Annotated in this window: 25 protein-coding genes and 1 pseudogene; 10 read left to right on the forward strand and 16 right to left on the reverse strand. The window is 68.2% G+C overall.

The annotated features are described in order from the left end of the window. Nucleotides 1-79 precede the first annotated feature (79 nt). The 4 genes from MKCMC460_RS17555 to MKCMC460_RS17570 all read right to left on the reverse strand — a co-directional run bounded on the left by MKCMC460_RS17555 (nucleotide 80) and on the right by MKCMC460_RS17570 (nucleotide 2,664). The gene (locus tag MKCMC460_RS17555) at nucleotides 80-475 is read right to left on the reverse strand and encodes a hypothetical protein (protein WP_236982872.1); all 396 of its coding nucleotides are present in this window, start codon (nucleotides 473-475) and stop codon (nucleotides 80-82) included. Further along, the gene (locus MKCMC460_RS17560) at nucleotides 472-1,737 is read right to left on the reverse strand and encodes an ArsA family ATPase (protein WP_236984039.1); all 1,266 of its coding nucleotides are present in this window, start codon (nucleotides 1,735-1,737) and stop codon (nucleotides 472-474) included. Before MKCMC460_RS17560 ends, MKCMC460_RS17555 begins: the two co-directional genes overlap by 4 nt. Next, nucleotides 1,734-2,168: an SRPBCC family protein gene (locus MKCMC460_RS17565; RefSeq protein ID WP_236982870.1), complete on the reverse strand. Its 435-nt coding sequence runs from the start codon at nucleotides 2,166-2,168 to the stop codon at nucleotides 1,734-1,736. Before MKCMC460_RS17565 ends, MKCMC460_RS17560 begins: the two co-directional genes overlap by 4 nt. A gap of 106 nt (nucleotides 2,169-2,274) precedes the next feature. Beyond that, complete coding sequence (locus MKCMC460_RS17570; protein WP_236982868.1) at nucleotides 2,275-2,664, reverse strand: polyketide cyclase / dehydrase and lipid transport; 390 nt, start codon at nucleotides 2,662-2,664, stop codon at nucleotides 2,275-2,277. Nucleotides 2,665-2,828: 164 nt separating this feature from the next. Between MKCMC460_RS17570 and MKCMC460_RS17575 the strand changes: the two genes are divergently transcribed. After that, the gene (locus tag MKCMC460_RS17575) at nucleotides 2,829-4,631 is read left to right on the forward strand and encodes a long-chain fatty acid--CoA ligase (RefSeq protein WP_236982866.1); all 1,803 of its coding nucleotides are present in this window, start codon (nucleotides 2,829-2,831) and stop codon (nucleotides 4,629-4,631) included. On the opposite strand, the gene pimB is transcribed toward MKCMC460_RS17575, so the two are convergent. From pimB to MKCMC460_RS17595, 4 genes are all read right to left on the reverse strand, one after another. Then, nucleotides 4,616-5,773, reverse strand: a complete 1,158-nt coding sequence (pimB, locus tag MKCMC460_RS17580) for a GDP-mannose-dependent alpha-(1-6)-phosphatidylinositol monomannoside mannosyltransferase (protein ID WP_236982864.1) — start codon at nucleotides 5,771-5,773, stop codon at nucleotides 4,616-4,618. The genes MKCMC460_RS17575 and pimB overlap by 16 nt on opposite strands. A 9-nt stretch (nucleotides 5,774-5,782) precedes the next feature. After that, complete coding sequence (locus MKCMC460_RS17585) at nucleotides 5,783-6,574, reverse strand: hypothetical protein (protein ID WP_370653186.1); 792 nt, start codon at nucleotides 6,572-6,574, stop codon at nucleotides 5,783-5,785. Between the two features lie 80 nt (nucleotides 6,575-6,654). Further along, nucleotides 6,655-7,827 (reverse strand): peptidoglycan hydrolase RipC, encoded by a 1,173-nt coding sequence (gene ripC, locus MKCMC460_RS17590; RefSeq protein ID WP_236982856.1) that lies wholly within the window; start codon nucleotides 7,825-7,827, stop codon nucleotides 6,655-6,657. A gap of 173 nt (nucleotides 7,828-8,000) precedes the next feature. Then, on the reverse strand, nucleotides 8,001-8,264 hold the full coding sequence (locus MKCMC460_RS17595) for a hypothetical protein (RefSeq protein ID WP_236982854.1): 264 nt from the start codon (nucleotides 8,262-8,264) through the stop codon (nucleotides 8,001-8,003). A gap of 165 nt (nucleotides 8,265-8,429) precedes the next feature. On the opposite strand from MKCMC460_RS17595, the pseudogene MKCMC460_RS17600 reads away from it, so the two are divergent. After that, nucleotides 8,430-10,265 (forward strand): annotated as a pseudogene (locus tag MKCMC460_RS17600) (DEDD exonuclease domain-containing protein); the annotation flags it as partial. Here the strand turns inward: MKCMC460_RS17600 and trpD are convergent. Continuing rightward, entirely contained in the window at nucleotides 10,203-11,288 is a 1,086-nt protein-coding gene (gene trpD / locus MKCMC460_RS17605; protein WP_236982852.1) for an anthranilate phosphoribosyltransferase, read from the reverse strand. The pseudogene MKCMC460_RS17600 and the gene trpD sit on opposite strands and share 63 nt — an antisense overlap. Nucleotides 11,289-11,413: 125 nt before the next feature. Here trpD and MKCMC460_RS17610 point away from each other — a divergent pair, with 125 nt between their 5' ends. From MKCMC460_RS17610 to MKCMC460_RS17630, 5 genes are all read left to right on the forward strand, one after another. Then, a complete protein-coding gene (locus MKCMC460_RS17610) occupies nucleotides 11,414-12,025 on the forward strand; it encodes a heme-copper oxidase subunit III (protein ID WP_238304630.1) in 612 nt (203 codons plus the stop codon). 49 nt (nucleotides 12,026-12,074) lie between these two features. Next, complete coding sequence (locus tag MKCMC460_RS17615) at nucleotides 12,075-12,941, forward strand: cytochrome c (protein ID WP_370652862.1); 867 nt, start codon at nucleotides 12,075-12,077, stop codon at nucleotides 12,939-12,941. Further along, entirely contained in the window at nucleotides 12,938-14,149 is a 1,212-nt protein-coding gene (locus tag MKCMC460_RS17620; protein WP_238304632.1) for a ubiquinol-cytochrome c reductase iron-sulfur subunit, read from the forward strand. The genes MKCMC460_RS17615 and MKCMC460_RS17620 overlap by 4 nt, the downstream gene beginning before the upstream one ends. Then, nucleotides 14,146-15,798, forward strand: coding sequence for a cytochrome bc complex cytochrome b subunit (locus tag MKCMC460_RS17625; protein WP_238304634.1), 1,653 nt, complete (start codon nucleotides 14,146-14,148; stop codon nucleotides 15,796-15,798). The genes MKCMC460_RS17620 and MKCMC460_RS17625 overlap by 4 nt, the downstream gene beginning before the upstream one ends. A gap of 63 nt (nucleotides 15,799-15,861) precedes the next feature. Further along, entirely contained in the window at nucleotides 15,862-16,275 is a 414-nt protein-coding gene (locus MKCMC460_RS17630; RefSeq protein WP_236982850.1) for a nuclear transport factor 2 family protein, read from the forward strand. 50 nt (nucleotides 16,276-16,325) lie between these two features. On the opposite strand, the gene MKCMC460_RS17635 is transcribed toward MKCMC460_RS17630, so the two are convergent. The 4 genes from MKCMC460_RS17635 to MKCMC460_RS17650 form a co-directional block, all read right to left on the reverse strand. Then, nucleotides 16,326-16,964, reverse strand: a complete 639-nt coding sequence (locus MKCMC460_RS17635; RefSeq protein ID WP_236982849.1) for a DUF2561 family protein — start codon at nucleotides 16,962-16,964, stop codon at nucleotides 16,326-16,328. Then, complete coding sequence (locus MKCMC460_RS17640) at nucleotides 16,964-17,917, reverse strand: MmpS family transport accessory protein (RefSeq protein ID WP_236982848.1); 954 nt, start codon at nucleotides 17,915-17,917, stop codon at nucleotides 16,964-16,966. The genes MKCMC460_RS17635 and MKCMC460_RS17640 overlap by 1 nt, the downstream gene beginning before the upstream one ends. Before the next feature lie 182 nt (nucleotides 17,918-18,099). Beyond that, nucleotides 18,100-18,519, reverse strand: a complete 420-nt coding sequence (locus tag MKCMC460_RS17645) for a cytochrome c oxidase subunit 4 (RefSeq protein WP_236982847.1) — start codon at nucleotides 18,517-18,519, stop codon at nucleotides 18,100-18,102. Between the two features lie 8 nt (nucleotides 18,520-18,527). Further along, on the reverse strand, nucleotides 18,528-19,613 hold the full coding sequence (locus MKCMC460_RS17650; RefSeq protein WP_370652863.1) for a cytochrome c oxidase subunit II: 1,086 nt from the start codon (nucleotides 19,611-19,613) through the stop codon (nucleotides 18,528-18,530). A gap of 177 nt (nucleotides 19,614-19,790) precedes the next feature. Between MKCMC460_RS17650 and asnB the strand changes: the two genes are divergently transcribed. Beyond that, nucleotides 19,791-21,791 carry an asparagine synthase (glutamine-hydrolyzing) gene (gene asnB / locus MKCMC460_RS17655; RefSeq protein WP_236982846.1) on the forward strand — a complete coding sequence of 667 codons (2,001 nt, stop codon included), beginning with the start codon at nucleotides 19,791-19,793 and terminating at the stop codon, nucleotides 21,789-21,791. 13 nt (nucleotides 21,792-21,804) lie between these two features. On the opposite strand, the gene MKCMC460_RS17660 is transcribed toward asnB, so the two are convergent. Then, nucleotides 21,805-22,779: a carbohydrate kinase family protein gene (locus MKCMC460_RS17660; RefSeq protein WP_238304635.1), complete on the reverse strand. Its 975-nt coding sequence runs from the start codon at nucleotides 22,777-22,779 to the stop codon at nucleotides 21,805-21,807. Between the two features lie 203 nt (nucleotides 22,780-22,982). Between MKCMC460_RS17660 and MKCMC460_RS17665 the strand changes: the two genes are divergently transcribed. Then, a complete protein-coding gene (locus MKCMC460_RS17665) occupies nucleotides 22,983-23,663 on the forward strand; it encodes a hypothetical protein (RefSeq protein WP_236982845.1) in 681 nt (226 codons plus the stop codon). Nucleotides 23,664-23,704: 41 nt separating this feature from the next. Here the strand turns inward: MKCMC460_RS17665 and MKCMC460_RS17670 are convergent, their stop codons facing one another. Next, nucleotides 23,705-24,061 carry an iron-sulfur cluster assembly accessory protein gene (locus tag MKCMC460_RS17670; protein WP_236982843.1) on the reverse strand — a complete coding sequence of 119 codons (357 nt, stop codon included), beginning with the start codon at nucleotides 24,059-24,061 and terminating at the stop codon, nucleotides 23,705-23,707. 93 nt (nucleotides 24,062-24,154) lie between these two features. Further along, nucleotides 24,155-25,231 (reverse strand): glycerate kinase, encoded by a 1,077-nt coding sequence (locus MKCMC460_RS17675; RefSeq protein ID WP_236984030.1) that lies wholly within the window; start codon nucleotides 25,229-25,231, stop codon nucleotides 24,155-24,157. Nucleotides 25,232-25,381: 150 nt separating this feature from the next. Here MKCMC460_RS17675 and MKCMC460_RS17680 point away from each other — a divergent pair, with 150 nt between their 5' ends. After that, nucleotides 25,382-26,074 (forward strand): DUF3043 domain-containing protein, encoded by a 693-nt coding sequence (locus MKCMC460_RS17680; protein ID WP_370652865.1) that lies wholly within the window; start codon nucleotides 25,382-25,384, stop codon nucleotides 26,072-26,074. Nucleotides 26,075-26,085: the final 11 nt, after the last annotated feature.

Raw genomic sequence — 26,085 nt, forward strand, 5'->3', positions numbered from 1 at the left:
CCCTCTCACCCCGCACCGGACGGTGTCTGCGCCAACTGTACCCACCGAGCATGTGTGGGACCACCTCGCAACCGGTGGGTCATTCCTGCAGCGTCACCGGGATGGCCTGGTAGCGCGTCTTGGCACCGCCGTTGCCGTTGGTTTTCACCGTGGTGGATTCGGTGTCCGCACCGCCGCCCGGCGGGTCGTCGTCCGGCGCCGGCGAGGCGGCGGCGTCGCCGATATCGTCGACGATGGCGCGGACCACTTCCAGCAGCGCGACGCTGTGGCTGGCGATGACCGTCACCAACGGATGCTGTTCGCCGGTCACCACCGCGGCCAGCGCGCACACCGGACACCACACCTGCTGGCACTTGCCGGTTCCACCGCTGGAGGCCAGCAGGGCGGCTGCCCGCACTTTCGGGTCGATCCCGTCCAGAATGGCCTGCGCCAGCCGGCGCAGTTCGGATCCGACGTCAGTATGAGACCTACTCACTTCGGCCATACCTCCGGATCTGGTCTGAAACGCACTGTCAGCTCACTGCCCCGCAGCTGTGCGTCCAGCACCGTACACCGCCGCAGCACCGAGGCCAACCGAACCCGGCGCCGCACGCCACCTGCGCTGATGATCAAGTCGTCGTCCGATCGTCCCAATGTCAGCGATCCGGGATCGAGTTGCGGCAACGCTAGCCGCAGTCGGTACACCGATTCCAGTCCCGACCCCGATTCCAGGTCGACGGCGGGGCGCAGCGGCCCGGGTGGGTCCCCGCCGCGGCGACGACGAGCACCGTCCAGCAGCCCGCCGAGCGCTTTGGGTCCGATCGGCTCGCCGGGCTGGTGCGGCACCAGGACCAGGGCCACGTCGCCGATGGTGGCGTCGAGTTCGTCCAGGACCGCGCGTTGCTCGGAGATGCGTTCGGCGTACCAGTAGAACGCGGGATGGTCGGGCAGGCTGGTGTATTCATATGTCTCGTCCCGGACCAGGACCTGATTGACGAGCAGTTCCTCCACCCGCACCCCCATCAGCGCCAGCGAACCCAAGGTCCGGGCGGCCTCGGCGGCGACCACCCGCTCAGGGGTCAGCACCAGGTGCGCACTGACCGAATCACCGTCGGCCAGCAGCGAATTGAGCTCGTCGACGCTGACGCTGATGCGTTCCAGCAGGTTGACCAGCGCGCCGGAGCGGCCGTCGTCGGTCAGCCTGCGGTGCCGTGGCCACGCGCGTTCGACGTAGAGCCCGAACGTCGCGGGCAGGGTCAACATGCGCAGCGCGTCGGCGGTCGAAGCGCAGTCGACCACCACCCGGTCCCACCGCCCGGAGGCGGCGAGTTCGCCGACGGCGTGCAAGCCGAGCACTTCCTGGATGCCGGGCAGCGCCGAGAGTTCTTCGGGGGCAATGCTGCTCAACTCGGAGTCGGGAAATTGCGCGTCGAGGGCGTCGACGACTTCACGCCACCTGTGCTCCAGCAACGCCAGTGTGTCCAGCGCCAGGGCGTCGAGGAATCCGCCGCTGCCCTGCTCGCCTCCGGTCTCCAGATCGGTGAGCACCCGCACCGTTTCACCGCTACCGGTGGGCGGGACGGGAACGCCCAACACGTCGCCGAGCGAGTGCGCCTGGTCGGTCGACACGACGAGCACGCGCTGACCAGCGCTGGCATCAGCTACCGCGGTAGCCGATGCCAGGGTGGATTTTCCCACCCCGCCCTTACCGACGAAAAGACTGATCCGGGCCGGGGCGGGCGCGGCGGAATCGCTCAGCCCTCGACTCGTTTCTTCAGATCCTTCAGCGCGCCGTCGATGATCCTGCGCTCGGCCTTACGCTTGAGCATCCCGATCATCGGGACGGCCAGGTCGACCGACAGCTGATAGGTGACATCGGTGCCAGAACCCTTGGGCGCCAAGATATATGTGCCTTCCAGCGACTTGAGCAGCGAACTGGATTCCAGGCTCCAGCTCAGCGATTTGCGGTCAGCCGGCCACTGGTAATTCATGATCAAGGTGTCGCGGAAAATGGTCGCGTCCATCAACATGCGCGCCTTCTTGGCGTAGCCGTCGGCGTCGGCCTCGAGAACTTCGACCTCTTTGTACTCGTTGATCCATTCCGGGTAGGACTCGAGGTCGGCGATCGCCTTCATCACCTCAGCCGGATCCGCGTCGATGTGGATTGTCTGCTCCGTCTTGTCCGCCACCTGGCTACTTCCCTTTCCCCGTACCCGGGTCGACCCCGTTCATTCGCGGGAGTGCCCCGGGTCTCCCGGCAGAAACGGTACTCTCCAACGCTCGATATTGACCCGGTTAAACTACCGGAGATACCCCCACCGGACGTGACTGTTCCAGCGTCGTCTTCACCTCGAACGCCATTTTCTTACCCGCCACCCGGCGGCGGTGCGTCATCTTCGCCAGGTTCAGCTTGGCCAACTCCGCGGCCGAAACGCCGGTCGGCTCGGCGTGCAGGAAATAGTGCAGTATCACCCCGTCCAGCGACGGTTCCAGCCACACCTCCATGGTTCCGGTCAGGGCGCCGGCGACCGACCACCGGATGCCCTTTTCGGCCCGGTCTTCGGTGACCTGCAGCCGCAGGTCGGGCCACCAGCGGCGCCACTTCGATTCGTCCGCAATCGCGGCACCGACCAGGGCGCCGTCGGCGGCGACGTACGTTTCGTCGGCGATCTGGATACTGTTCACCGCCTCAGCTTCACATACCGCGCTCTCGGCGTGCCCCCATCCCCCGCTCGGCGATCGGATGATCCCCCGTGACCGGCCTTGGTCGACCTCGGCCACGCTGCGACAATGGCCCACTAGGCTGGGTGACAGCAATAGGTGCCACCCGATGTCAAGCGAGGTAAGAAGTGCGTCAGTACAGTGTCCCGGCCCGCTTCACCGTCGACGAGCACGACAACGTCGCCGCCGTGGTATTCGAACACGAACGCGACGATCCCGACTACGTGATCTATCAACGTCAGGTAGACAGCGCCTGGACCGACGTCACCTGTGCCGAGGCCGCGGCCCAAATCCGTTCCGTGGCACTGGGTTTGATCGGGCTCGGCGTGCAGGCAGGCGACCGGGTGTCCATTTTCTCGGCGACCCGCTACGAGTGGGCGATCCTGGATCTGGCCGTCCTTGCCATCGGTGGGGTCATCGTGCCGATCTATGAAACCTCCTCCGCCGAGCAGGTGCGGTGGGTGCTGCAGAACTCCGAGGCGGTGCTGGCCTTCGCAGAGACCGACGCGCACGCGGCCATCGTCACCCAACTCACCGGCGAACTACCCGCGCTGCGCCGGGTGCTGCACATCGACGGCTCGGGACCCAAGGCGATCGACGTGCTGGTGGAGGCCGGCGAATCGGTCGATCCGGGCGAACTCACCGCCCGCCAGGAGGCGTTGCGGTGCGATCACCCCGCGACGCTGATCTACACCTCGGGCACCACCGGACGCCCCAAGGGTTGCCAGCTCACCCATTCCAACCTGCTGCACGAGATCCGCGGCACCCGGGAATGCCTGCCGACGCTGCTCTGCGAGGGGCAGAAGTTGCTGGTGTTCTTGCCCCTGGCCCACGTTCTGGCCCGGGCACTGACCTTGTCGGCGTTCACCAGCAAAGTCACTGTCGGGTTCACCAGCGACATCAAGAACCTGCTGCCGATGTTCGCGGTATTCAAACCGACTGTGGTGGTGTCGGTTCCGCGTGTGTTCGAGAAGGTGTACAACACCGCAGAACAGAACGCCTTCAACGATGGCAAAGGCCCGATCTTCAAGGCTGCGGCGAAAGCCGCGGTCGACTGGAGTCGCGCCCTGGACGAGGGCAAACCGGGTCCGGTGCTGCGCGCCAAGCACGCCCTGTTCGACCGGCTCGTCTACCACAAGCTGCGCACGGCACTGGGCGGCGAATGCCGCGCCGCGGTGTCCGGCGGCGCGCCGCTCGGCGCCCGGTTAGGCCACTTCTACCGCGGTGTCGGACTGACCATCTACGAGGGCTACGGCCTGACCGAGACCAGCGCCGCGATCACCGTCAACCAGATCAACGGCCTCAAGATCGGGACGGTGGGAAAGCTGGTGCCCGGCAACAGCCTCAAGCTCGCCGAAGACAAAGAGGTGCTGGTACGCGGCGGCGTGGTGTTCGGCGGTTACTGGCACAACGAGCAGGCCACCGAAGAAGCGTTCAGCGACGGCTGGTTCCACACCGGCGATCTGGGCTCGGTCGACGAGGACGGCTTCGTCAGCATCGTGGGCCGCAAGAAGGAACTCATCGTCACCGCCGGCGGCAAGAACGTGGCACCGGCGGTACTCGAGGACCAGTTGCGGGCGCACGCGCTGATCAGCCAGGCGATGGTGGTTGGGGACAACAAACCGTTCATCGGCGCCTTGATCACCATCGACCCCGAGGCATTCGACAGTTGGAAGAGCCATCACCATAAAGCCGTCGGTGCCACGGTGGGTGAGTTGGCCACCGACCCCGATCTGGTCGCCGAGGTCGAGGCGGCCATCAAGCAAGCCAACCTGCAGGTGTCCCACGCCGAGGCAATCCGCAAGTTCCGGATTCTGCCCGTCGACTTCACCGAGGAGTCCGGTGAGCTGACACCCACCATGAAGGTGAAGCGCAACGTGGTGGCCGAGAAGTTCGCCTCCGAGATCGAGGCGATCTACCAGAAGGACTGACCAGCCGCCTCGCCGCGCAGCAGTTCGGCGAGCCGGGCCGCCAACGTGTCCCAGCGCCACTGCGTCATCACCCAGTCCCGGCCGGCCGCGCCCATCGCCGCCGCCCGGTCCGGATCGGTCAGCAACCCGGCGACCGCATCGGCGACCTGAGCCACCGAATTGCCATCTACCACCAGGCCAGTTTTGTTGTGCTGCACGGCTTCCGGAGCCCCGCCGGAGTCGCCGGCGATCACCGGAACACCGGTGGCCGATGCCTCCAGGAACACGATCCCGAGGCCTTCGACGTCCATCCCGGCGCCGCGGGTGCGGCACGGCATCGCGAACACGTCGGCCATCGCATGATGGGCGGGCAGCTCCTCGGCTGGCACACCGCCGGTGAACGTCACATGCTCGGCGACGCCGCTGTCGCGCGCCAGCCTGCGCAATGTCTCGAGGTAGGGGCCGCCTCCGACGATCACCAGCGCGGCGTCCCGGACCCGGCGCCGAATCGACGGCAGCGCCTTGATCAGCATGTCCTGCCCCTTGCGCGGGACAAGTCGCGACACGCATACCACCGTCGGCCGCTGACCGATCCGGTACCGGCTGCGCAGTTCGGCGCGGGCGGCAGGGTCGGGCCGGAACCGGTCGCTGTCCACGCCGGGCGGCAGGTACTCCAGCGACGCGCCCGGCCCGAAGGCGGGGGCGAACCGGGACCGGGTGTAGCGGCTCACGAATGTCACCACGTCGGTTGCGTCACCGATGCGGCGCAGCACCGATCGCGCCACCGGAAGCATCGACCACCCCACTTCGTGCCCGTGGGTACTGGCCAGCACCCTGGTGGCGCCGGCTTGGCGGGCCCGCGGCGCCAACAGCGCCAGTGGCGCGGCGGCCCCGAACCAGACCGTGTCGATGTGGTGCTCTTCGATCAGTCGGCGCATCCTGGTGTCGACCGACGGGACGGGCAACATCAGCGTGCTGGGATGGCGCACCACCCGGTAGCCGGCGGATCCGTCGAAAGCGTTGTCGCCCTTCCACTTCGGCGCATACACGGTGACGGTGTGTGCTCCCGACTCGACCAGCCGGCCGACGAATTCCCCCAGGTAGGACTGGATGCCGCCGCGGCGCGGGGGAAAGTCGTTGGTTACCAGCAGGACCCGGCTCACCCGGCTACGTTAGCGTGCCGGCTCGGCGGCCCACCGCTGCCAGTGGGTCAGCAGGCCGGCCGTGTCGATGCCCAGCACGTCGCGGACCGCGGTGGGCAAATCGGCGTGCCGTACGCCGCAGGCGGCCAGGTAGAGTTCGCGCAATTTCGCGGCGCCGTAGGCATCCGCGACAAACCGCGCGAACCACCAGGCCCGGTCGTATGCCAACGACAGCTCCGGCTCACCGGTGTCCAACTCGGCGTCGGCGGGTAGCGATTGCAGCGCGGGCAGCGCCGCGGCAGGCACCCCGATGTGCGGCCGCGCGACGAAGTCGGCCACCCCCTCGGTCAGCCAGCGTGGGGCGTCCAGCGCGGTGTCCGCGCGGGCGGCATAGTGAAACAGCTCGTGTGTCAACACAATTCGCAACGCACCGGCACTCATTGCGGCCGCGCCCGGCGCCAGCACGATCCGGGCACCGACCACTGTGCGACGCGCCGGATCGACCCGCTGGGCGACTGTGACGGCCGCGATGTCGGCACGCTGCGCGGCGGGGTCGTCGGCGGCCGCGGCGCGAAACTGTTCGCCGGAATCGGTGGCCACCACGGTGATCTCGGGCGACCAGTCGGTTCCCCAGAAGCCGACGACGGCATTCACCGCCGAGGGCATGTCCGCGGCCACCCGCGACAGCAGCGGGTCGGTGCTCGGTCCGCCCCGGCCGATCAATCGCACGGCGCGGTCACCGGCGACTGACATGGTCTGGGCGCCGCGGGCCGCTGCGGAGTCAGTTGCCGCGTGTCGCAACGGCACCGGATGGATCGACATCGCGAATGCCGTGGCCAACTCAGCGATCAGTGCACACGCCAACAGCAGGCGCGCCGAACGGCAACGGTGCGAGGATTCCGTCAGTAGCGGCGCGCGTCGTAGATCGGGCCGGAGGAGTCCATCGGCACCACGCGAACCGGCTGGCCGTAGGTGGAGGAATGGATCATCATTCCGTCACCGACGTAGATGCCGGCGTGCGATGCGTCGGAGTAGAAGGTCAGCACGTCTCCGGGCTGCAGCTCGCCGAGCGACACCGGCTGCCCACCGTGGGCCAGCGCCTGGCTGGAGTGCGGCAGCGAGATGCCGGCCTGCTGGAAAGCCCACATCACCAATCCCGAGCAGTCGAAGCCACCGGGCGCGGCGCCGCCCCACACGTAGGGCGAGCCGATCTGCGTCAACGCGGCTTGCACCACCATCGCGCGATCACCGCTGCCACCCTCGGGTGCGGTGAACGGCGCTCCGGTCACCCCGCCGGCGCCACCGGGAGCGGGAGCCTCGGGAGCCGGCGCGCCCTCCGGCGCGGGCGGCGCACCCGGCGGCAACGCCTCGGGACCGGGAGCGCCCGGCGCGCCCGGAGCCCCTTGCGGAACCGGGCCGGGCTGGGCCAGCGCGGTGCGCTGGTCCGGTGTCAGCGCCGCGTACTGCGACTTGACCACGGCGATCTGCACCTGCAGCTGACTCTGCTTGTGTTGCAGGTTGGCCCGCACCGCCGCGGCTTGCTCGGCGGCGGCCTTGGCGTCCGCGGCCGACTTGGCGGCGGCCTGCTCAGCCTTGGTGGCCTCTGCGTTCGCGGCCTTGAAGCTGGCCATCTGCGCTGACATCTGACCCGCCATCACCCGCTGCACCGCCAGCCCGTCGATCAGCAGCTGCGGCGACTCCGCGGTCAAGATGGCATCCAGACCGTTGGTCCGGCCGCCCATGTAGACCGCGGCGGCGACCTTGTTGACCGTGTTCTGCAGCGCGGCCAATCGGGCCTTCGACGCCTGCACGGCGGTTTGGGCTTCGTTCAGTTTGCTCTCGGCGGCCCGCTGGGCGGCCAGCTTTTCGTTCAAGTCGAGCTGCGCGCTGTGCATCGCTTCGGTGGTCTGCTCGGCCTGCCGGGAAAGCTCGTTCAGCTTCGCCACTGCGTCCTGGGCGGGATCGGCCATCGCAATACCCGCGGTGATGCCGGACAACACGACGAAGCTCGCTAACGAACCGATGGCGGACCGCTTGATTGCGCGCGCGATCGAATGCCTACAGTCGAGCCTCAAGATTGCTTCCTTAAACTGCCATCGACGTTTATCCGCCGAGCTGGTTTAGGTCTCAAACAGGTTACGAAACGATATCGACGTTTGTCCAAAGGGGGGCGTTAAGAAAATGGGAAGATTTCTGTCATTTCTATGTGATTGAAGGATCTTGCCGTCGACGACCCTACACGACCCGATCACGCGACCCCTTTAGGCGACACCACCCGGCCGCCGCGGATCGGCACCAGCCGTAACCGCGGCGCCAAACCCACCTCGGCCAGCGCCTCCAACGCGACTTGCTCGTCGTACGAAAGGGTTTCGGGCACGCCGAGTAAGACGCTGACCACGCAGTCGCGGCAGCCGGAGCCACGCACCGCGCAATCGTCGCAGTCGATGACCACCGGTTCCCCCGGCCTGGGCCCGGCAGCACCCTCACTTCCGGCTGCACCGTTGAGTGCCATCTGAGTCGGTCCTCTCCGTCGGCTTTCCCTCGCAAAGTCAGGCTGCACCGCACGCTAGCGGTGGGCACCGACAACTGGCTCCATCGGACAATTCCGGATCCGCGGGCGCGGGCCGTCCGGCGCGGGAGCCGACGGTTGTCGGTGCGCCTGCCTAACGTCACCGGCATGGGTGCTGCGACCGGTGCGACTCAGCTCAGCTTCACCGGGCTCTGCGACGGACTCGAGGCATGGCAACAGCCCCAGGAGCGCCCGCTGCGCGAGACCACGTTCGTCGTGGTCGACCTGGAGACCACCGGCGGGCGCGCCGTCGGCAACACCGCGGCCGCGCCGGACGCCATCACCGAGATCGGCGCGGTCAAGGTGCGCGGCGGCGCCGTCCTGGGCGAATTCGCCACCCTCGTCGACCCCGGGCGCAGCATCCCGCCCCAGATCGTCCGACTGACCGGAATCACCACGGCGATGGTCTGCGACGCCCCCACCATCGATGCGGTCCTGCCGATGTTCTTCGAGTTCGCCGGCGACGCGGTGCTGGTCGCCCACAACGCCGGCTTCGACGTCGGCTTCCTGCGCGCCGCGGCCGAGCGGTGCCAGCTGCACTGGCCGCGCCCGAAGGTGCTGTGCACCGTCCGGCTGGCCCGGCGGGTGCTGAGCCGGGAGGAGGCGCCCAGCGTGCGACTGGCCGAGTTGGCGCGGCTGTTCGCGGTGGCGACGCAACCGACGCACCGTGCCCTCGACGACGCCCGCGCCACCGTCGACGTGCTGCATGCCCTGATCGAGCGGGTGGGCAACCAGGGCATCCACACCTATACCGACCTGCGGTCCTACCTGCCCGACGTGACCCCCGCCCAGCGCCGCAAGCGGGTGCTGGCCGACGGGCTGCCGCGCCGGCCGGGTGTCTATCTGTTCCGTGGCCCGTCGGGCGAGGTGCTCTATATCGGCACCGCGGTCGACCTGCGACGGCGGGTCAGCCAGTACTTCACCGGCGCCGATCCGCGCGGCAGGATGAAAGAGATGGTCAGCCTCGCCGCTGCGGTCGACCACGTCGAATGCGCACACCCGCTGGAGGCCGGAGTGCGGGAACTTCGGTTGCTGGCCGCCCACGCCCCGCCCTACAACCGCCGGTCGCGGTTTCCGCACCGGTGGTGGTGGGTGGTGCTCACCGACGAGGCGTTCCCGCGGCTCTCGGTGGTGCGCAACCCGCGCCACGACCGTGCCATCGGCCCGTTCCGGTCCCGGACGGACGCCGCGGACACCGCTGCCCTGCTCGCCCGCTTCACCGGCGTGCGGACCTGCACCAAACGGCTGGCGCGGTCGGCCCGGCACGGGCCGGCCTGTCCCGAACTCGAGGTGTCGCCCTGCCCGGCGGCCCGGGACGCGACGGCCGAGCAGTACGCCGCGGCGGCGCGGCGCGTCGAAACGCTGATCGACGGCACCGACAACACCGCGCTGGCCGCGGCCGTCGACCAGGTCTCGGCACTGGCCGAGCGCCGCCACTACGAGAGCGCGGCACGGTTGCGCGACCACATCTGCACCGCCGTCGAGGTGCTGTGGCGCGGTCAGCGGCTGCGCGCCCTGGCCGCGCTGCCCGAGCTGATCGCCGCAGCACCAGACGGGGATAAGGGGTACGAACTCGTCGTCATCCGCCACGGCCAACTCGCCGCTGCCGGCGTGGCGCGGCGCGGGGTGCCGCCGATGCCCGTGGTCGAGGCCATCGCCGCCGGCGCCCAGACGATCCTGCCGTCCGCCGCCCCGCTCGGTGGTGCGCTGGTCGAGGAGACCGCGCTGATCGCCCGCTGGCTGGCCGCGCCGGGGGTGCGGATCGTCCGCGTCACCGGCGCGCAGGACGCCGGCTGGGCCTCACCGCTGCGGTCGGCCGGCCCGTGGGCCCGATGGGCGGCAGCGGCCCGTTCGGCGAAACTGGCTGCCGAGCAATTGGACTCACACCTGCTGACTGAACCGCACCCAACGCGCGAGCAACTGTTCGGCCGCCCCGCTGTCGATCGCGGTGACGGCCCGGCGCAAACCGTCCTCCCACGCCGGCAACCACTCAGCGCGGCTGGATAACCCGGCGTGCGCCACCAGCGCGCCCGCGGCGTTGAGCACCACCGCGTCGCGCACCGGCCCGTGCTCCCCGGCCAGCACCGCGCGCACCTCCGCGGCGTTCGTCTCGGCGTCGCCGCCGCGCAATTCGTCGAGGTCGGCTCGGGCGAACCCGAAGCCCGCGGGGTCGAACTTCAGCCTGTCCACGGTGCCCGCCTGTACCCGCCAGATAGTGCTCGTGGTGGTGGTGGTCAGCTCGTCGAGCCCGTCGTCGCCGTGCACCACCAGCACGCTGGACCGGCGCGCAGCAAACACGCCCGCCATCACCTCGGCGAGCTCGGCGAAGGCGCAGCCGATCAATCCGGCCCGCGGTTGGGCCGGATTGGTAAGTGGCCCAAGCAGATTGAACACCGTGGGCACGCCCATATCGCGGCGCACCTGCGCTGCGTGCCGATATGACGGATGGAACTGCGGGGCGAAGCAAAACCCGATCCCGATCTCGCGCAGACTGCTCGCGACCTGTTCGGGACCCAGGTCGATGCGCACGCCGAGCGCCTCCAGCGTGTCGGCACCGCCGGACAGCGAGGAGGCCGCGCGGTTGCCGTGTTTGACCACCGGCACCCCGGCGGCCGCCACCACGATCGACGCCATGGTCGACAGGTTGACGGTGTTGACGCCGTCGCCACCGGTCCCGACGACGTCCACGGCGTCCTCGGGCAGCGCGGGCATCGGGCGGGCGTGGTGCAGCATCACCCCGGCCAGTTCGCTGACTTCGTCGGCCGTCGGGCCTTTCATCGTCAGCGCCACGGCGAACGCGGCGATCTGGACCGGCCGCGCCTGGCCAGCCATGATCTGGTCCATGGCCCACGCGGCCTGCCGGCGCGTCAGGTTGCGCCCGCCGGTCAGGCAGCCCAGCACCTGCGGCCACGACGGCGACACGCCCGGGGAATCCCCGCGCGACACAGCTTCCGATGACGCAGCCACGCGCCGATGGTCCCACGCCGACCTGCCGCACCGGCCAGGCGGCCGAAAATGATGCGCGACACGATTTACCGGAAATTTCTGACCCGGGTAGTGCTCGACAACTACAAAGCGTCATACTTGCGGATGTGACGAGTGCTGTAGGGACCTCGGGTACTGCGATTACGTCGCGAGTCCATTCGCTGAACCGCCCCAACATGGTCAGTGTTGGCACCATAGTGTGGCTGTCAAGCGAGCTCATGTTCTTTGCTGGCCTGTTCGCGTTCTACTTCACGGCGCGAGCGCAGGCCGGCGGGAACTGGCCGCCGCCGCCGACGGAGCTGAACCTGTACCAGGCCGTGCCGGTGACGCTGGTGTTGATCGCCTCGTCGTTCACCTGCCAGATGGGGGTGTTCGCGGCCGAACGCGGCGACGTCTTCGGACTGCGCCGCTGGTACGTGATCACGTTCCTGATGGGCCTGTTCTTCATCCTCGGTCAGGCCTACGAGTACTACCACCTGGCCACCCACGGCACGACCATTCCCGGCAGCGCCTACGGCAGCGTGTTCTACCTGGCGACCGGGTTCCACGGACTGCACGTCACCGGCGGTCTGATCGCCTTCATCTTCCTGCTGGTGCGCACCACCATGAGTAAGTTCACCCCGGCGCAGGCCACCGCGAGCATCGTCGTGTCGTACTACTGGCACTTCGTCGACATCGTGTGGATTGCGCTGTTCACGGTGATCTATTTCATCCGCTAATCCGTTTCAGCCCACCCCTCCCAACAGGCCCGAGAACAGGAGTGCTCAGTTGAAGAGACTGGGATTCACCCGATCCGGCCGGCGGCCCGGCCAGCCGGAAAAGCGGCGCGACGATCGCTCGCGGCGGCGCCTTCGCCGTCGGCTGTCGGGTGCGTTGCTGCTGCTGATCGCTCTGACCATCGCCGGCGGGTTGGCGGCGGTGCTGACCCCGACCCCCCAGGTGGCGGTGGCCGACGAGTCGGGCCTGGCCCAACTGCGAAGCGGCCAGCAGCTTTACGAGACCTCCTGCGTGTCCTGCCACGGCGCCAACCTGCAGGGTGTGCCGGACCACGGGCCCAGCCTGATCGGTGTCGGCGACGCCGCCGTCTACTTCCAGGTGTCGACCGGCCGGATGCCCGCCATGCGCGGTGAAGCCCAGGCGCAGCGCAAGGAACCGATCTTCGACGAACACCAGATCGACGCGATCGGCGCCTACGTGCAGGCCTACGGTGGCGGCGGCCCGACCGTGCTGCGCAACCCCGACGGCAGCCTGCAGATGGCGTCGCTGCGCGGGTCCGACCTCGGCCGCGGCGGCGACCTGTTCCGGTTGAACTGCGCCTCCTGCCACAACTTCACCGGCAAGGGCGGCGCGCTGTCCTCCGGCAAGTTTGCACCCGACCTCGGTCCCGCCAACGAGCAGCAGATCCTGACCGCGATGCTGACCGGCCCGCAGAACATGCCGAAGTTCTCCGACCGTCAGCTCTCGTTGGAGTCGAAGAAGGACATCATCGCCTACGTGCGCACCGTCGCCGAGGAGCGCACCCCGGGCGGCTACGGCCTGGGCGGATTCGGACCCGCACCCGAGGGCATGGCGATGTGGATCATCGGCATGGTCGGCGCCATCTCGCTGGCACTGTGGATTGGGGCGCGCTCATGAGCGAATCTGACGCGAAACTCGGTTCGGACACCGACACCGGCACACACTCGGGCGACAAGGAACCAGACGACGCGGCGCTGGCCGAGATGTCGACCCAGGAACTGCTGGACCTGGGCAGCAAGATGGACGGCGTCGAGATCGTCTACAAGGAGCCGCGCTGGCCGGTTCCGGGCACCAAAGCCGAGAAGCGCGCCGCGCGCTCGGTGGCCACCTGGCTTTTGCTGGGCGGCGGCTTCGGCCTGGCGTTGCTGCTGGTTTTCCTGTTCTGGCCGTGGGAGTACAAGCCCAAGGGCGCCGACGGCAGCCTGCTCTACTCGCTGGCCACCCCGCTGTACGGATTCACCTTCGGGATGTCGGTGCTGTCCATCGCGATCGGCGCGGTGCTCTTCCAGAAACGCTTTATCCCCGAAGAGATCACGATCCAGGACCGGCACGACGGCGCCTCCCGCGAGATCGACCGCAAGACGGTGGTGGCCAACCTCACCGACGCCTACGAAGGCTCCACCATCGGGCGCCGCAAGCTGATCGGCGCGTCCTTCGGACTGGGGCTGGGCGCGTTCGGCCTCGGCACCCTGGTCGCGTTTGCCGGTGGCCTGATCAAGAATCCGTGGAAGCCGGTCGTCCCCACCGCCGAAGGCATGCAAGCCACGCTGTGGACCTCGGGATGGACCCCGCGGTTCAAGGGCGAGACCATCTATCTGGCGCGGGCCACCGGTGCCCACGACGGACCGCCCTACGTCAAGATGCGTCCCGAGGACATGGACGCCGGCGGCATGGAGACGGTCTTCCCGTGGCGGGAGTCCGACGGCGACGGCACCACGGTGGAATCCCACGAGAAGCTCTCGGCGATCTCGCTGGGTATCCGTAACCCGGTGATGCTCATCCGCATCAAGCCCAGCGACATGGACCGCGTGGTCAAGCGCAAGGGTCAGGAAAGCTTCAACTGGGGCGAGTTCTTCGCCTTCACCAAAGTCTGCTCGCACCTGGGTTGCCCCTCGTCGCTGTACGAGCAGCAGTCCTACCGAATCTTGTGCCCTTGCCACCAGTCGCAGTTCGACGCGCTGCACTTCGCCAAGCCGATCTTCGGTCCGGCGGCCCGTGCGCTGGCGCAGCTGCCGATCACAATCGACAAGAACGGGTATCTCGTTGCCAACGGCAACTTCATCGAGCCCGTCGGTCCGGCATTCTGGGAGCGCACCACAACATGAGTCCGAAACTGAGTCCCCCGAAGATCGGTGACGTGCTGGCCGCTCAAGGCGAAGGCATCGACACCCGGTATCACCCGTCGGCCGCGGTGCGTCGCCAGCTCAACAAGGTGTTCCCGACGCACTGGTCGTTCCTGCTCGGTGAGATCGCGCTGTACAGCTTCATCGTGCTGCTGCTCACCGGTGTGTATCTGACCCTGTTCTTCGACCCGTCCATGTCCGAGGTCACCTACAACGGCGTCTACCAACCGCTGCGCGGGGTGGAGATGTCGCGGGCCTACGAGACGGCGCTCAACATCTCCTTCGAGGTGCGCGGCGGCCTGTTCGTGCGCCAGGTCCACCACTGGGCCGCGCTGATGTTCTCCGCCTCGATCATGGTGCACCTGGCGCGCATCTTCTTCACCGGCGCGTTCCGCCGCCCGCGTGAGGCGAACTGGGTGATCGGGTCGCTGCTGCTGATCCTGTCGATGTTCGAGGGCTACTTCGGCTACTCGCTGCCCGACGACCTGCTGTCCGGTATCGGCCTGCGCGCCGCCCTGTCGTCGATCACCCTGGGCATGCCGATCATCGGGACCTGGCTGCACTGGGCGCTGTTCGGCGGCGACTTCCCCGGCACCATCCTGATCCCGCGCCTCTACGCGCTGCACATCCTGCTGATCCCCGGCATCATCCTGGCGCTGATCGGCGTGCACATGGCGCTGGTGTGGTTCCAGAAGCACACCCAGTTCCCCGGCCCCGGCCGCACCGAGCACAACGTCGTCGGCGTGCGCGTGATGCCGGGCTTCGCGGTGAAGTCCGGTGCCTACTTCGCCTGCATCGTCGGTGTGCTCGGCCTGATGGGCGGGCTGTTGCAGATCAACCCGATCTGGAACCTGGGCCCTTACAAGCCCTCTCAGGTCTCGGCCGGCTCGCAGCCCGACTTCTACATGATGTGGACCGAGGGCCTGGCCCGTATCTGGCCGGCGTGGGAGTTCTACTTCTGGCACCACACCATTCCCGCCGTGGTCTGGGTCGGCCTGATCATGGGACTGGTCTTCATCCTGCTGATCATCTATCCGTTCCTGGAGAAGCGGTTCACCGGCGACTACGCCCACCACAACCTGCTGCAGCGGCCGCGTGACGTGCCGGTGCGCACCGCGATCGGCGCGATGGCGATCAGCTTCTACATGGTGCTGACCCTGGCCGCGATGAACGACATCATCGCGTTCAAGTTCCACATCTCGCTCAACGCCACCACCTGGATCGGCCGCATCGGCATGGTGGTCCTGCCGCCGCTGGTCTACTTCATCACCTACCGGTGGGCCGTCGGGCTGCAGCGCAGCGACCGCGCGGTGCTCGAGCACGGTGTGGAGACCGGCATCATCAAGCGCCTGCCGCACGGCGCCTACATCGAACTGCACCAGCCGCTGGGTCCCGTCGACGACCACGGCCACCCCATCCCGCTGGAATACCAGGGCGCCCCGTTGCCCAAGAAGATGAACAAGCTGGGCTCGGCCGGCTCCCCCGGCAGCGGCAGCTTCCTGTTCGCCGACCCGGCATCGGAGGACGCGGCGCTGCGCGAGGCAAGCCATGCCGCCGAGCACCGTGCCCTCACCGCGCTGCGCGAGCGCCAGGAGAACGGCAACGGCTCACCTAACGGGGAGCACCACTAAGACACGCCACCGAGCGCGCAGGAGTCGGTCCGCCAAGCGGGCGGGTGCCATCCGCGGTCTCAGATGGTCCATCCCGTTGACCCAAACCGTGTTCGAGCAAGTCGAAGACGGCGTCCAGCGAAGACCCTCGATCTGGCCGCCATCGCCGACGTCTTTACCGCCGACGCATGTTGGAGCAGCGACGATTTCGGCACCACCGTCGGCGCCGAGGCCATCGCCGCCGAACTGCCCGCCGCCACGGCCCGTGTGTCCTGTGCGATGCATACGTTCCTCAACCCGATAATCACCGTCGTCGCCGACACGGCCACCGGTCGGTGGCAGCTGTGGATCGCGTCGGATTACGACGGCCGGCCCGGGACCGTCCACATGGACGCCGAGATGACCTACGCGCGGACATCCACTGGCTGGCGCATCAAGACCGTCCATGTCGGACGAGGGTTTCGCATTCCGGCCGGTACTTCCGTACCCCGCCGCTGAACACGACATGCCAATTTCGCGCACGACATCAGCGGCAACACGACACGGGTCTAGTGCGCCGCGGGGCCGCGCCGTAGCTGCCGCACGTAATACCACTCGACCGCCGGTGTGCCGGCGATGATCAGCCCGGCGAACGCATAGCTCACCCACGCGCCCCCGTCGTGGCCCGCGGCCATCAGGTAGGTCGCCAACCCGACACCGACCAGCGCCGCACCGATCACGCTGGTCAGCGCCAGCGTCCCGCGCAGCCAGATCCGGTCCACCGTCTCCCCGGACCATTCGTCAAGCGCCCCATAGGCTTTCACCGATTCGCGTGGTGCCGGCGCGGGCGTGGCACGCCCCGTGGGTCGGCCGGTCTGCCGGGCGGATCCGCCGCCCTGCAGGGCCCTGGACCGCACCACCGGCTCGGCCTGCGTCATCCTGCGGGCCCGCAGCAACACCGGGATGGCGGCGGCGATGATCAGCGCGGAGACGACGATGATGGCGTACAGCACCCAGGTGGTGTGGGGACTGTGCGACGCCTTGTGGTAGCCGCGACCCAGGTCGGCCAGGGCCACGAAGGCGGCCACGCTGACACCGACCAGTATCAGCCACACGGCAGCGCACGCACCGATCATGATGCGATCGATGACCTGAGGATTGACCACGGGGTCGGGCCCCCGGCGGTATGCGGAATATCGGCCTACCATCAGCAGCTCGTCTGAGGCGAGTCGTTGGTGTTCGAGGACAATACCGTCCCATCGCTAGTGATAATCGAGCAGTTCAATTTGCTGACGCGGAAGAGACTGGACGCTTCCACCGAGCCCACGTCGGACTGCGAGATCGGCGTGACGGTCATCGACCACGGTATGTACACGTTGTGCTGTGTCCGGCGTCGACCGGACGCGTCGACGTAGGTGACCGAAATGATGTCACCCGGCGCCTTGGTGCCGGTCACCGAGTAGGTGACCTGGCGCGGCCCGGCGGGCGTGGTCGTAGTGACCGGCGGCGGTGCCGCCGCCGGGGAACTGGCAGGTGGCGGCGCTGACGTCGGCGCGGGCGGCACCGGAGCGGGCGCCGGCGCAGGGGTCACGGTGACCGTCTGCGTCTCGGTCGCGGTGGGGACTTCGCTGGGCGGCGGAGGCGGCACCGAGGTGGGCGGCGGCTCGGAGGACGGCGGCGGCGGTTTGGTGGTGGTGATCTGATCCTGGACCGGCGGCGTCGAGGACGTGGTGGTCGTGGCCCCCGGGCTGGCGAGTTTGCTGGTGTCGGTACGTGCTACCAACACCGACACCGCGGCCACCAGCGCGATCGCGGCCAGGATCGCGGTGACGCCGACCACCCACGGCCACCGCGGCGCGGCGTGATCGTCGTCGAAGTCCTCGTACCCGTCGTAGTCGTAGAGCGCCAGATCGGCGGGCACGTACCGGCCGCTGACGAACAGCTCCGATTCCGGCGCCGAGTACGCCTGCGAGTAGGCATCGGTCGCATCGGCGTGCCCGCCGCCGTCGTCGAAATCGTCGGCGTGGTCGAGATCATCGACCGGATTCAGCTCGTCGTCCAGGTCACCGTCGAACTCTTCGCCCAGGGATTCGGGTTCGGAGGGCTCGGCGGCAGGGTCGGGTTCCTCAGGTTCCCGTCCCGGCGGATTCGGCCCGCTCATGTCTGCCTACCCTGTCCAACTGCCCGACCGGCGCGTGTGACTCCGCGGCTGCACCCGGGCACGCGCGCTCGGTGAATTCTCATGGTGCCTCGAAAACCCTACCCAACCGGTCGGGCCACCGGCGCCGCGGCAAACTGACCGCGGATCAACTGATGCCCTGATTGTGACCTTTCGGGATTCGATCAGTGCTTCTCGGGCCCAACGTAGTACTCGAAGACCAGTCCGCCCACCGAGGCCAGGATGAACACCACGCCGGCGACGATCAGCCACGGCAGCCACAGCGCCATACCCACGGCCGTCACCGACCCGGACAGGGCGATCATGATCGGCCACCAGCTGTGCGGGCTGAAGAAGCCCAATTCGCCTGCGCCGTCGCTGATCTCGGCGCCCTCGTAGTCCTCGGGCCGGGTGTCGAGCCGCCGCGAGACGAACCTGAAGAAGGTGAACACGATCAACGCCAAGCCGGCGGTCAGGGCCAGTGCGGTGGTGCCCGCCCATTCGACGCCGCCGGTGGCGTACAGCGCCGTCAGCACCGCGTACAGCGGCGTCACCAGTACGAAGAAGCCGGAGATGATCGCGAACAGCCGGGCTTCGATCTTCATGAGTTGTCCTAACCTCTAGGGCTCGGGGCCAATTCGCCGCGGCGGGTTTCGAACGGATGAGTGGTGGTCGCCAGCGGCGGCTGGTGGATCGCCTGCAGGGCCTCGGCGTTGGACTTGCCCGCCATCCGTTGCTGCAGGAAAGCGACGAACTCGTTGGGCTCCACCACGCGGACCTCGAAGTTCATCATCGAGTGGTAGGTGCCGCACATCTCGGCGCAGTGGCCGACGAATGCGCCGGTCCGGATGATCTCCTCGACCTGGAAGACGTTGACGGAGTTGTTGGCCGCCGGGTTGGGCATCACGTCGCGCTTGAACAGGAACTCGGGCACCCACCAGGCGTGGATGACGTCGGCCGAGGCCATCTGGAACTCGATGCGCTTGTGGGCGGGCAGGACCAGGACGGGAATCTCGGTGCTGGTGCCCAAGATCTCGATCTTGTCCCAGTGCAGATACTGCCGGTCCTGTGGGTTGAATCCGTGCACCGCGCCGACGAGTTCTTCACCGTGGGAGTCCTTGCCCTCGGGCTTGGAGATCATCTCTTTGCGGGGTTGGTCGGCACCTTCGTAGTTGAACGTCCCGTCCTTGAATGCGACCCGCTGGTAGCCGAATTTCCAGTTCCACTGGAAGGAGGTGATGTCGATCACCACCTCCGGGTCTTTGGCCAGATGCAGCATCTTCTCCTGCACCACGACCGTGAAGTAGAACAGCACCGAGATGATCAGGAACGGCGTGACGGTCAGCACCAGCTCCAGCGGCATGTTGTAGCCGAACTGGCGGGGCAGGTCGGTGTCGGTCTTCTTCTTCCGGTGGAAGGCGGCGGCCCAGAAGATCAGGCCCCACACGATGGCGCCGACGACGAACGAGGCGATTACCGCCCCGATCCACAGCTGCCGGTTGGCGTGGCCCTCGTGGGTGATGCCTTTGGGCCAGCCCAGGGCCAGCGCGTCCTGCCAGCTGCATCCGCTGAGGGTGACCGCCAGCACGCCCAGGGTCGCGACCAGCAATACCGGACGAAGGCGGCGGCCGAAAGCGCGTACGCCACCAGAACTGCTCTGCGACAAGCTGTGCGAACGATCCAGCCCGCGACGTGTCACGTTGGCGCCTCCTGTATCACAAGCTGGGCCGACTCGGCCTTCGGCCGATTCGGCTAACTCGGACGTCGAATACTACGCAGCGTAGACCACGCCGCACCACCAGGCGACCGCCTGGTCACCCCGACCCGCCGGGCGTCGCCTCACGGGCGGTCGTGAAGTGCGGCATACTGGGGCGCCGTGTGTGGACTGCTGGCTTTCGTCGCCGATCCGGGCAGCCCGGACGGCGCTGAAGGCGCGACCGAGGCGGCCGCGGCGCACGCGGCGCTGGCCGACGGCGTGATCGCCCGCGCGTCGCATCTGATGCGCCACCGCGGGCCGGACGAGCCGGGCACCTGGACCGATCCGGACTTCGCGGACGGATCCCGGGGCGGCGCCGTGTTCGGATTCAACCGGCTGTCCATCATCGACATCGCCCACTCGCATCAACCGCTGCGCTGGGGCCCGCCGGAACAGCCGGACCGCTACGTGCTGGTGTTCAACGGCGAGATCTACAACTACCTGGAGCTGCGGGAGGAACTGCGCGGCGAGCACGGCGCCGTGTTCGCCACCGACGGCGACGGGGAAGCCATCGTCGCCGGCTACCACCACTGGGGCGCCGGCGTGCTCAACCGGCTACGCGGCATGTTCGCCTTCGCACTGTGGGACACCGTCAACCGCGAATTGTTCTGCGCCCGCGACCCGTTCGGCATCAAGCCGCTGTTCATGGCGACCGGCCCCGGCGGGACGGCGGTGGCCAGCGAGAAGAAGTGCTTGCTGGATCTGGCCGAGCTGGTCGGATTCCAGACCGGGGACGCCGGCCTGGACCGCCGCGCCATCCAGCACTACGTGGTGCTGCAGTATGTGCCGGAGCCCGAGACGCTGCACCTCGGCGTGCGACGGCTGGAGTCGGGCTGCTACGCCTGGATCCGGCCGGGCGCGCGGCCCGAGGTGACCCGCTACTTCCGGCCCCGATTCACCGCCGTGCCGATCGCCCCGGGCACCGAGCAGGCCCGCTACGACGAGATCACCGCCGTGTTGGAGGATTCGGTCGCCAAGCACATGCGCGCCGACGTGACCGTCGGATCGTTTTTGTCCGGCGGCATCGACTCCACCGCGATCGCCGCGCTGGCCATCCGGCACAACCCGCGGCTGATCACCTTCACCACCGGCTTCGAGCGCGAGGGCTTCTCCGAGCTCGACGTCGCGGTGGCCTCGGCCGAGGCCATCGGCGCCCGGCACATCGCCAAGGTGGTCAGCGCCGAAGAATTCGTGACCGCGCTGCCCGAGATCGTCTGGTACCTCGACGAACCGGTCGCCGACCCGGCGCTGGTGCCGCTGTTCTTCGTCGCCCGCGAGGCCCGCAAGCACGTCAAGGTCGTGCTGTCCGGTGAGGGCGCCGACGAGTTGTTCGGCGGCTACACGATCTACCGGGAGCCGCTGTCGCTCAAGCCGTTCAACTATCTGCCCCGGCCGCTGCGCCGCTCGATGGGCAAGGTGTCGCGGCCGCTGCCCGAAGGCATGCGCGGCAAGAGCCTGCTGCACCGCGGGTCGTTGACCCTCGAGGAGCGCTATTACGGCAACGCCCGCAGCTTTTCCGATCAGCAGCTGCGCGACGTGCTGCCCGGATTCCGGCCCGACTGGACCCACACCGACGTCACCGCGTCGATCTACGCCGAGTCGGCCGGCTGGGATCCGGTGGCACGCATGCAGCACCTCGACCTGTTCACCTGGCTGCGCGGCGACATCCTGGTCAAAGCCGACAAGATGACGATGGCGAACTCGCTGGAGCTGCGGGTGCCGTTCCTGGACCCCGAGGTGTTCGCGGTCGCCGCGCGGCTGCCCTACCAGGCCAAGATCACCCGCACCACCACCAAATACGCGCTGCGGCGCGCACTGGAACCCATCGTGCCCGCACACGTGCTGAACCGGCCCAAGCTCGGCTTCCCGGTGCCCATTCGGCATTGGCTGCGCGCCGGCGAACTGCTGGAGTGGGCCTACGAGATGACGGGCGCCTCGCAGGCCGGTCACTTGATCGACCTGGCCGCGGTGGTGCGGATGCTCGACGAGCACCGGGAGGGCAGCAGCGACCACAGCCGGCGCTTGTGGACGGTGCTGATCTTCATGCTGTGGCACGCGATCTTCGTCGAGCACACGGTGGTGCCGCAGATCAGTGAGCCGGTCTACCCCGTCGAGTTGTGACGCCGAGCGCCTCTCAGCCGAGCACTGCGGCGATCTCGGTGGCCGCGTCGTCGCCGTAGGCGCCGGCCAACCGGGCCGCGGCGATCGAGCGGTCCCACTCCCACTCCTGGGTTCCGGTCGACTCCAGCACCAGCACCGCGACCAGCGAACCGAGCTGCGCCGAGCGTTCCAGGCTGAGTCCGGCACTGCGACCGAACAGGAAGCCGGCCCGGAACGCGTCGCCGACGCCGGTGGGGTCGGTCTGGCTTTTCTCGGGCACCACGCCGACGTGCAGGGTGGTTCCGTCGGGCTGGACGATGTCGACGCCCTTGGCGCCCAGCGTGGTCACCCGCAGCCCGATCTGCGCCATCACGTCGGTGTCCGACCAGCCGGTCTTGGACAGCAGCAGGTCCCACTCGTAGTCGTTGGTGAACAGGATCGCAGCGCCGTCGATGAGCTGCTTGATCTCGTCGCCCGAGAGCCGGGCCAGCTGCTGAGACGGGTCGGCGGCGAACGCGAGTCCCAGTTTGCGGCATTCGTCGGTGTGCAGAACCATCGCTTCGGGGTCGTTGGCCCCGATGATGACCAGCTCGGGTGTGCCGATCTTCGAGACGATCTCGGCCAGCGAGATGTCCCGGGCCTGCGACATCGCCCCCGGGTAGAACGACGCGATCTGCGCCATCTCGGTGTCGGTGGTGCAAGTGAATCGCGCGGTGTGCGCGGTGTTGGAGATCAGCACGTGGTCGCAGTTCACCCCGTGGGACTGCAGCCAGTCCCGGTAATCGGCGAAGTCTTCGCCGGCCGCGGCGATCAGCGCGGCGTCGCCGCCGAGCACGCCGATGGCGAAGGCGATGTTGCCGGCCACTCCCCCTCGGTGCACCACCAGGTCGTCGACCAGGAAGCTCAGCGACACCTTGTGCAGGTGCTCGGGGAGCAGCTGTTCGGAAAATCGACCGGGAAAACGCATCAAATGGTCTGTGGCAATGGAACCGGTCACCGCGATGGTCACTAAATCTCCGCCCTTCGTTTAGGTCGTCTAGCCTCTCATGGACGTCGGCCGGGCGGCCAACGCAGTCATAGCGAGGCCGACATCCATAGCGGGCTCGAGCCGTTGCGCTAGCCTGCCTAGAAGAACTGACCCGGTTGCCGGATGCTTGGGCTCGCGCGGCAACCCACTCGTCGCCTCGTCCCACCAGCGTAGGAGAAAAACCGATGGCCGGTCCGCACCCGCCGAACCCTGCGCTGGGCGCCGAGGGGTCTGCGCCCAGGCAGCCGTACCCCGAGACCGGAGCTCAGCAGCCGCAGACGCTGGACTTTCCGCCCGACCTCGACGGGCAGCAGCGCCCGCCCGGCATGCCCCATCCCGGGCCTCCGCCGCCGGGCCCGCCGGGCGGTTACGCCAAGCCGCGGCGGCCCAAGCGGCTGCTGATCGGCGTTCTGCTGGCCATCGCGCTGGTGGCCGCGCTGACCACGGCGATCGTGTACGGGGTGCGCACCAACGGCGCCAACACCGGCAGCACTTTCTCCGAGGGATCGGCAAAAGCGGCCGTGCAGAACTACCTGGATGCCCTGGCGCACAAGGACACCGACGTCATCGTGCGCAACGCGTTGTGCGGCATCTACGACGCCGTCAAGGACAAGCGCTCCGACCTGGCGCTGGCCAAGCTGAGCAGCGACGCGTTCCGCAAGCAGTTCTCCGAGGTGCAGGTCACCTCGATCGACAAGATCGTCTATCTGTCCCAGTACCAGGCCCAGGTGTTGTTCTCCATGAACGCGACACCCGCCGTCGGGGGGTCGCAACGCAAAGACGTCCAGGGCGTGGCGCAGCTGTTGTTCCAGCGCGGCCAGATCATGGTGTGTTCCTACGTGCTGCGCACCGCAGGACAGTACTGACCGGTCAGGCCCGGCTCAGTCGCAGCAGGTGACGTCGGCGCTCAGTTGAACGAGTCCCCGCACGCGCACGATCCGGTGGCGTTGGGGTTGTCGATGGTGAAGCCCTGTTTTTCGATGGTGTCGACGAAGTCGATCGACGCGCCTTCCACGTACGGTGCGCTCATCCGGTCCACGGTCAGCGTGACGCCGCCGAAGTCAGCGGTCAGGTCGCCGTCCAGGGTCCGGTCGTCGAAGAACAGGTTGTAACGCAGGCCCGCGCAGCCGCCCGGCTGGACCGCGATCCGCAGGGCCAGGTCGTCGCGGCCCTCCTGCTCCAGCAGCGCCTTCGCCTTGCCGGCGGCGGCCTCGGTCAGGACCACGCCGTGCGTCTTGGCGGTCGACTCGTTCTGCACCGTCATTGCTTCTCCTACTGACTGATGGTCGGGTGGGGCGCCCAATTCCGGTTTCGATTATGAAGCCGGGACGGCGCTGCCACAGGAAAACCCACTGAGTCAACGGTACCCCGGCGGGCCGCTATTCCCGAGTCGCGCGGCCACCTCGGACGCCAATCCCATCAGCTGGTTGGCCGCGTCGGCTAGCGCCAACCGCACCGAGCCCGCGTATTCGGACATCGCCAGGGCCGACATGATGCCCGACACGCGGGTGGTGGACTTGTCCACCGACACCTGCCCGGCCAGCACGATCACCGGAATGCCGAGCGGCCGGGCGGCGGCCGCGATCTCCCCGACCACCTTGCCGTGCAGCGACTGCTCGTCGAAGTGCCCCTCACCGGTGACGATCAGCTCCGCCTCGGCGAGGTCGTCGGCGAAGCGGGTGAGTTCAGCCACAATGGCTGCACCGGACTCGCAGCGGCCGCCGAGGGCCAACAGCGCCGCCCCGATCCCGCCGGCGGCGCCGGCACCGGGCTCGGCGCTGACGTCGCGTCCGGCGACGGTGTCCAGCACCAGCGCCCAGGCTTCCAGCCGGACCTCCAGTTTCGCCACGGTGACGGTGTCGGCGCCTTTTTGCGGCCCGAACACCCGCGCCGCCCCCCACGGCCCCAACAGCGGATACAGCACGTCGGAGGCCGCGATCAGCTCCACGCCGCCCAGCCATTTTCGGGCCGTGTCCAGGCCACCCAACTGGTCGACCATCCCTTTCCCGCCGTCGGTGCAGGCGCTGCCGCCCAGACCGACCACCACCCGACGCGCCCCGGCTTCCAGCGCGGCGGCGATCAGCTGTCCCACGCCCCGGCTGTGGGCGGCCATCGCCGTCTCCGGTGTCGGCGGCCCACCCAGCAGGGCCAGGCCGCACGCTTGTGCGCATTCGAGGTAGGCGGTGCGGGTCGGCTCCTCGTACACCCAGCGGGCGGTCACGTCGGTGTCCAGCGGCCCGCGCACGCGCAGCCGTCGGATCCCGCCGATCCGACTGGCCAGCACCTCGATGAAGCCGGGGCCGCCGTCGGACTGCGGCGCGACGATGAACGAGTCACCCGGCCGGGACCGGGTCCAGCCGGTGGCGATGGCGGCGGCGGCTTCGACCGCCGACAGGCTGTCGCCGTAGCAGTCGGGGGCGACCAGCACCCGCATCGAGGGCAGCTGAAGTCTGCCGGGCCCGAAGTCACCGGCAGCATCATCCGACGCCTGCGAGCCGTTCATCACAGGCCAGCGTAGGTCCAACCGGGCCGGTATACCGGCGCAATTAAATTCTGCGGGCAGCAGCGAAGTAACCTGGCCTCTGTGAAGTTGCTGGGCCGCAAGAATGGCTTACAAACAGGTGGCGCCGGGGGCGGAGATGCGCCGGACGTCGACGCGGATGACGCGTCGGCACAGGCAGCGTCTCGCGCGGCGCGGACGGGACCCAAGGGCCGACCGACACCCAAGCGGGACGAGGCGCGTCGGCAGAGCCGCAAGGGCCCGGTCGCGCCGGCGCCGATGACGGCAGCCGAGGCGCGCGCCCGGCGCAAGTCGCTGGCCGGTCCGAAGCTGAGCCGCGAGGAACGCCGCGCCGAGAAGGTCGCCCGCCGAGCCCGGATGACCGAGCGCCAGGACCGGATGAAGGCCGGCGAGGAGGCGTACCTGCTGCCGCGTGACCAGGGTCCGGTGCGCCGCTACGTCCGCGACGTGGTGGACTCCCGGCGCAACGTGCTCGGCCTGTTCATGCCGTCGGCGCTGTTCCTGCTGGCCATCATGTTCGTGCTGCCGCCGCAGCTGCAGGTCTACACGTCGCCGGCGATGCTGGTGCTGATGGCGATCATGATGGTCGACGGGCTCATCCTGGGTCGCAAAGTCGGCAGACTGGTCGACGAGAAGTTCCCCAAGAACACCGAAAGCCATTGGAAGCTGGGCATTTACGCGGCCGGGCGAGCCTCGCAGATGCGCCGGACGCGGATGCCGCGACCTCAGGTCAAGCGCGGCAGCAGTGTCGGTTGACAACGGTCTGA

This window comes from Mycobacterium sp. 20KCMC460 (assembly GCF_022179425.1).
Classification (GTDB): domain Bacteria; phylum Actinomycetota; class Actinomycetes; order Mycobacteriales; family Mycobacteriaceae; genus Mycobacterium; species Mycobacterium kiyosense.

Bases quoted from the DNA above. Each gene is read 5' to 3' on its own strand.
- MKCMC460_RS17585 (WP_370653186.1), bottom strand. From the start codon at position 6,574: ATGTCGATCCATCCGGTGCCGTTGCGACACGCGGCAACTGACTCCGCA.
- MKCMC460_RS17595 (WP_236982854.1), bottom strand. From the start codon at position 8,264: ATGGCACTCAACGGTGCAGCCGGAAGTGAGGGTGCTGCCGGGCCCAGG.
- MKCMC460_RS17620 (WP_238304632.1), top strand. From the start codon at position 12,938: ATGAGCGAATCTGACGCGAAACTCGGTTCGGACACCGACACCGGCACA.
- MKCMC460_RS17625 (WP_238304634.1), top strand. From the start codon at position 14,146: ATGAGTCCGAAACTGAGTCCCCCGAAGATCGGTGACGTGCTGGCCGCT.
- MKCMC460_RS17630 (WP_236982850.1), top strand. From the start codon at position 15,862: ATGGTCCATCCCGTTGACCCAAACCGTGTTCGAGCAAGTCGAAGACGG.
- MKCMC460_RS17635 (WP_236982849.1), bottom strand. From the start codon at position 16,964: ATGGTAGGCCGATATTCCGCATACCGCCGGGGGCCCGACCCCGTGGTC.
- MKCMC460_RS17640 (WP_236982848.1), bottom strand. From the start codon at position 17,917: ATGAGCGGGCCGAATCCGCCGGGACGGGAACCTGAGGAACCCGACCCT.
- MKCMC460_RS17645 (WP_236982847.1), bottom strand. From the start codon at position 18,519: ATGAAGATCGAAGCCCGGCTGTTCGCGATCATCTCCGGCTTCTTCGTA.
- MKCMC460_RS17665 (WP_236982845.1), top strand. From the start codon at position 22,983: ATGGCCGGTCCGCACCCGCCGAACCCTGCGCTGGGCGCCGAGGGGTCT.
- MKCMC460_RS17670 (WP_236982843.1), bottom strand. From the start codon at position 24,061: ATGACGGTGCAGAACGAGTCGACCGCCAAGACGCACGGCGTGGTCCTG.
- MKCMC460_RS17675 (WP_236984030.1), bottom strand. From the start codon at position 25,231: ATGCGGGTGCTGGTCGCCCCCGACTGCTACGGCGACAGCCTGTCGGCG.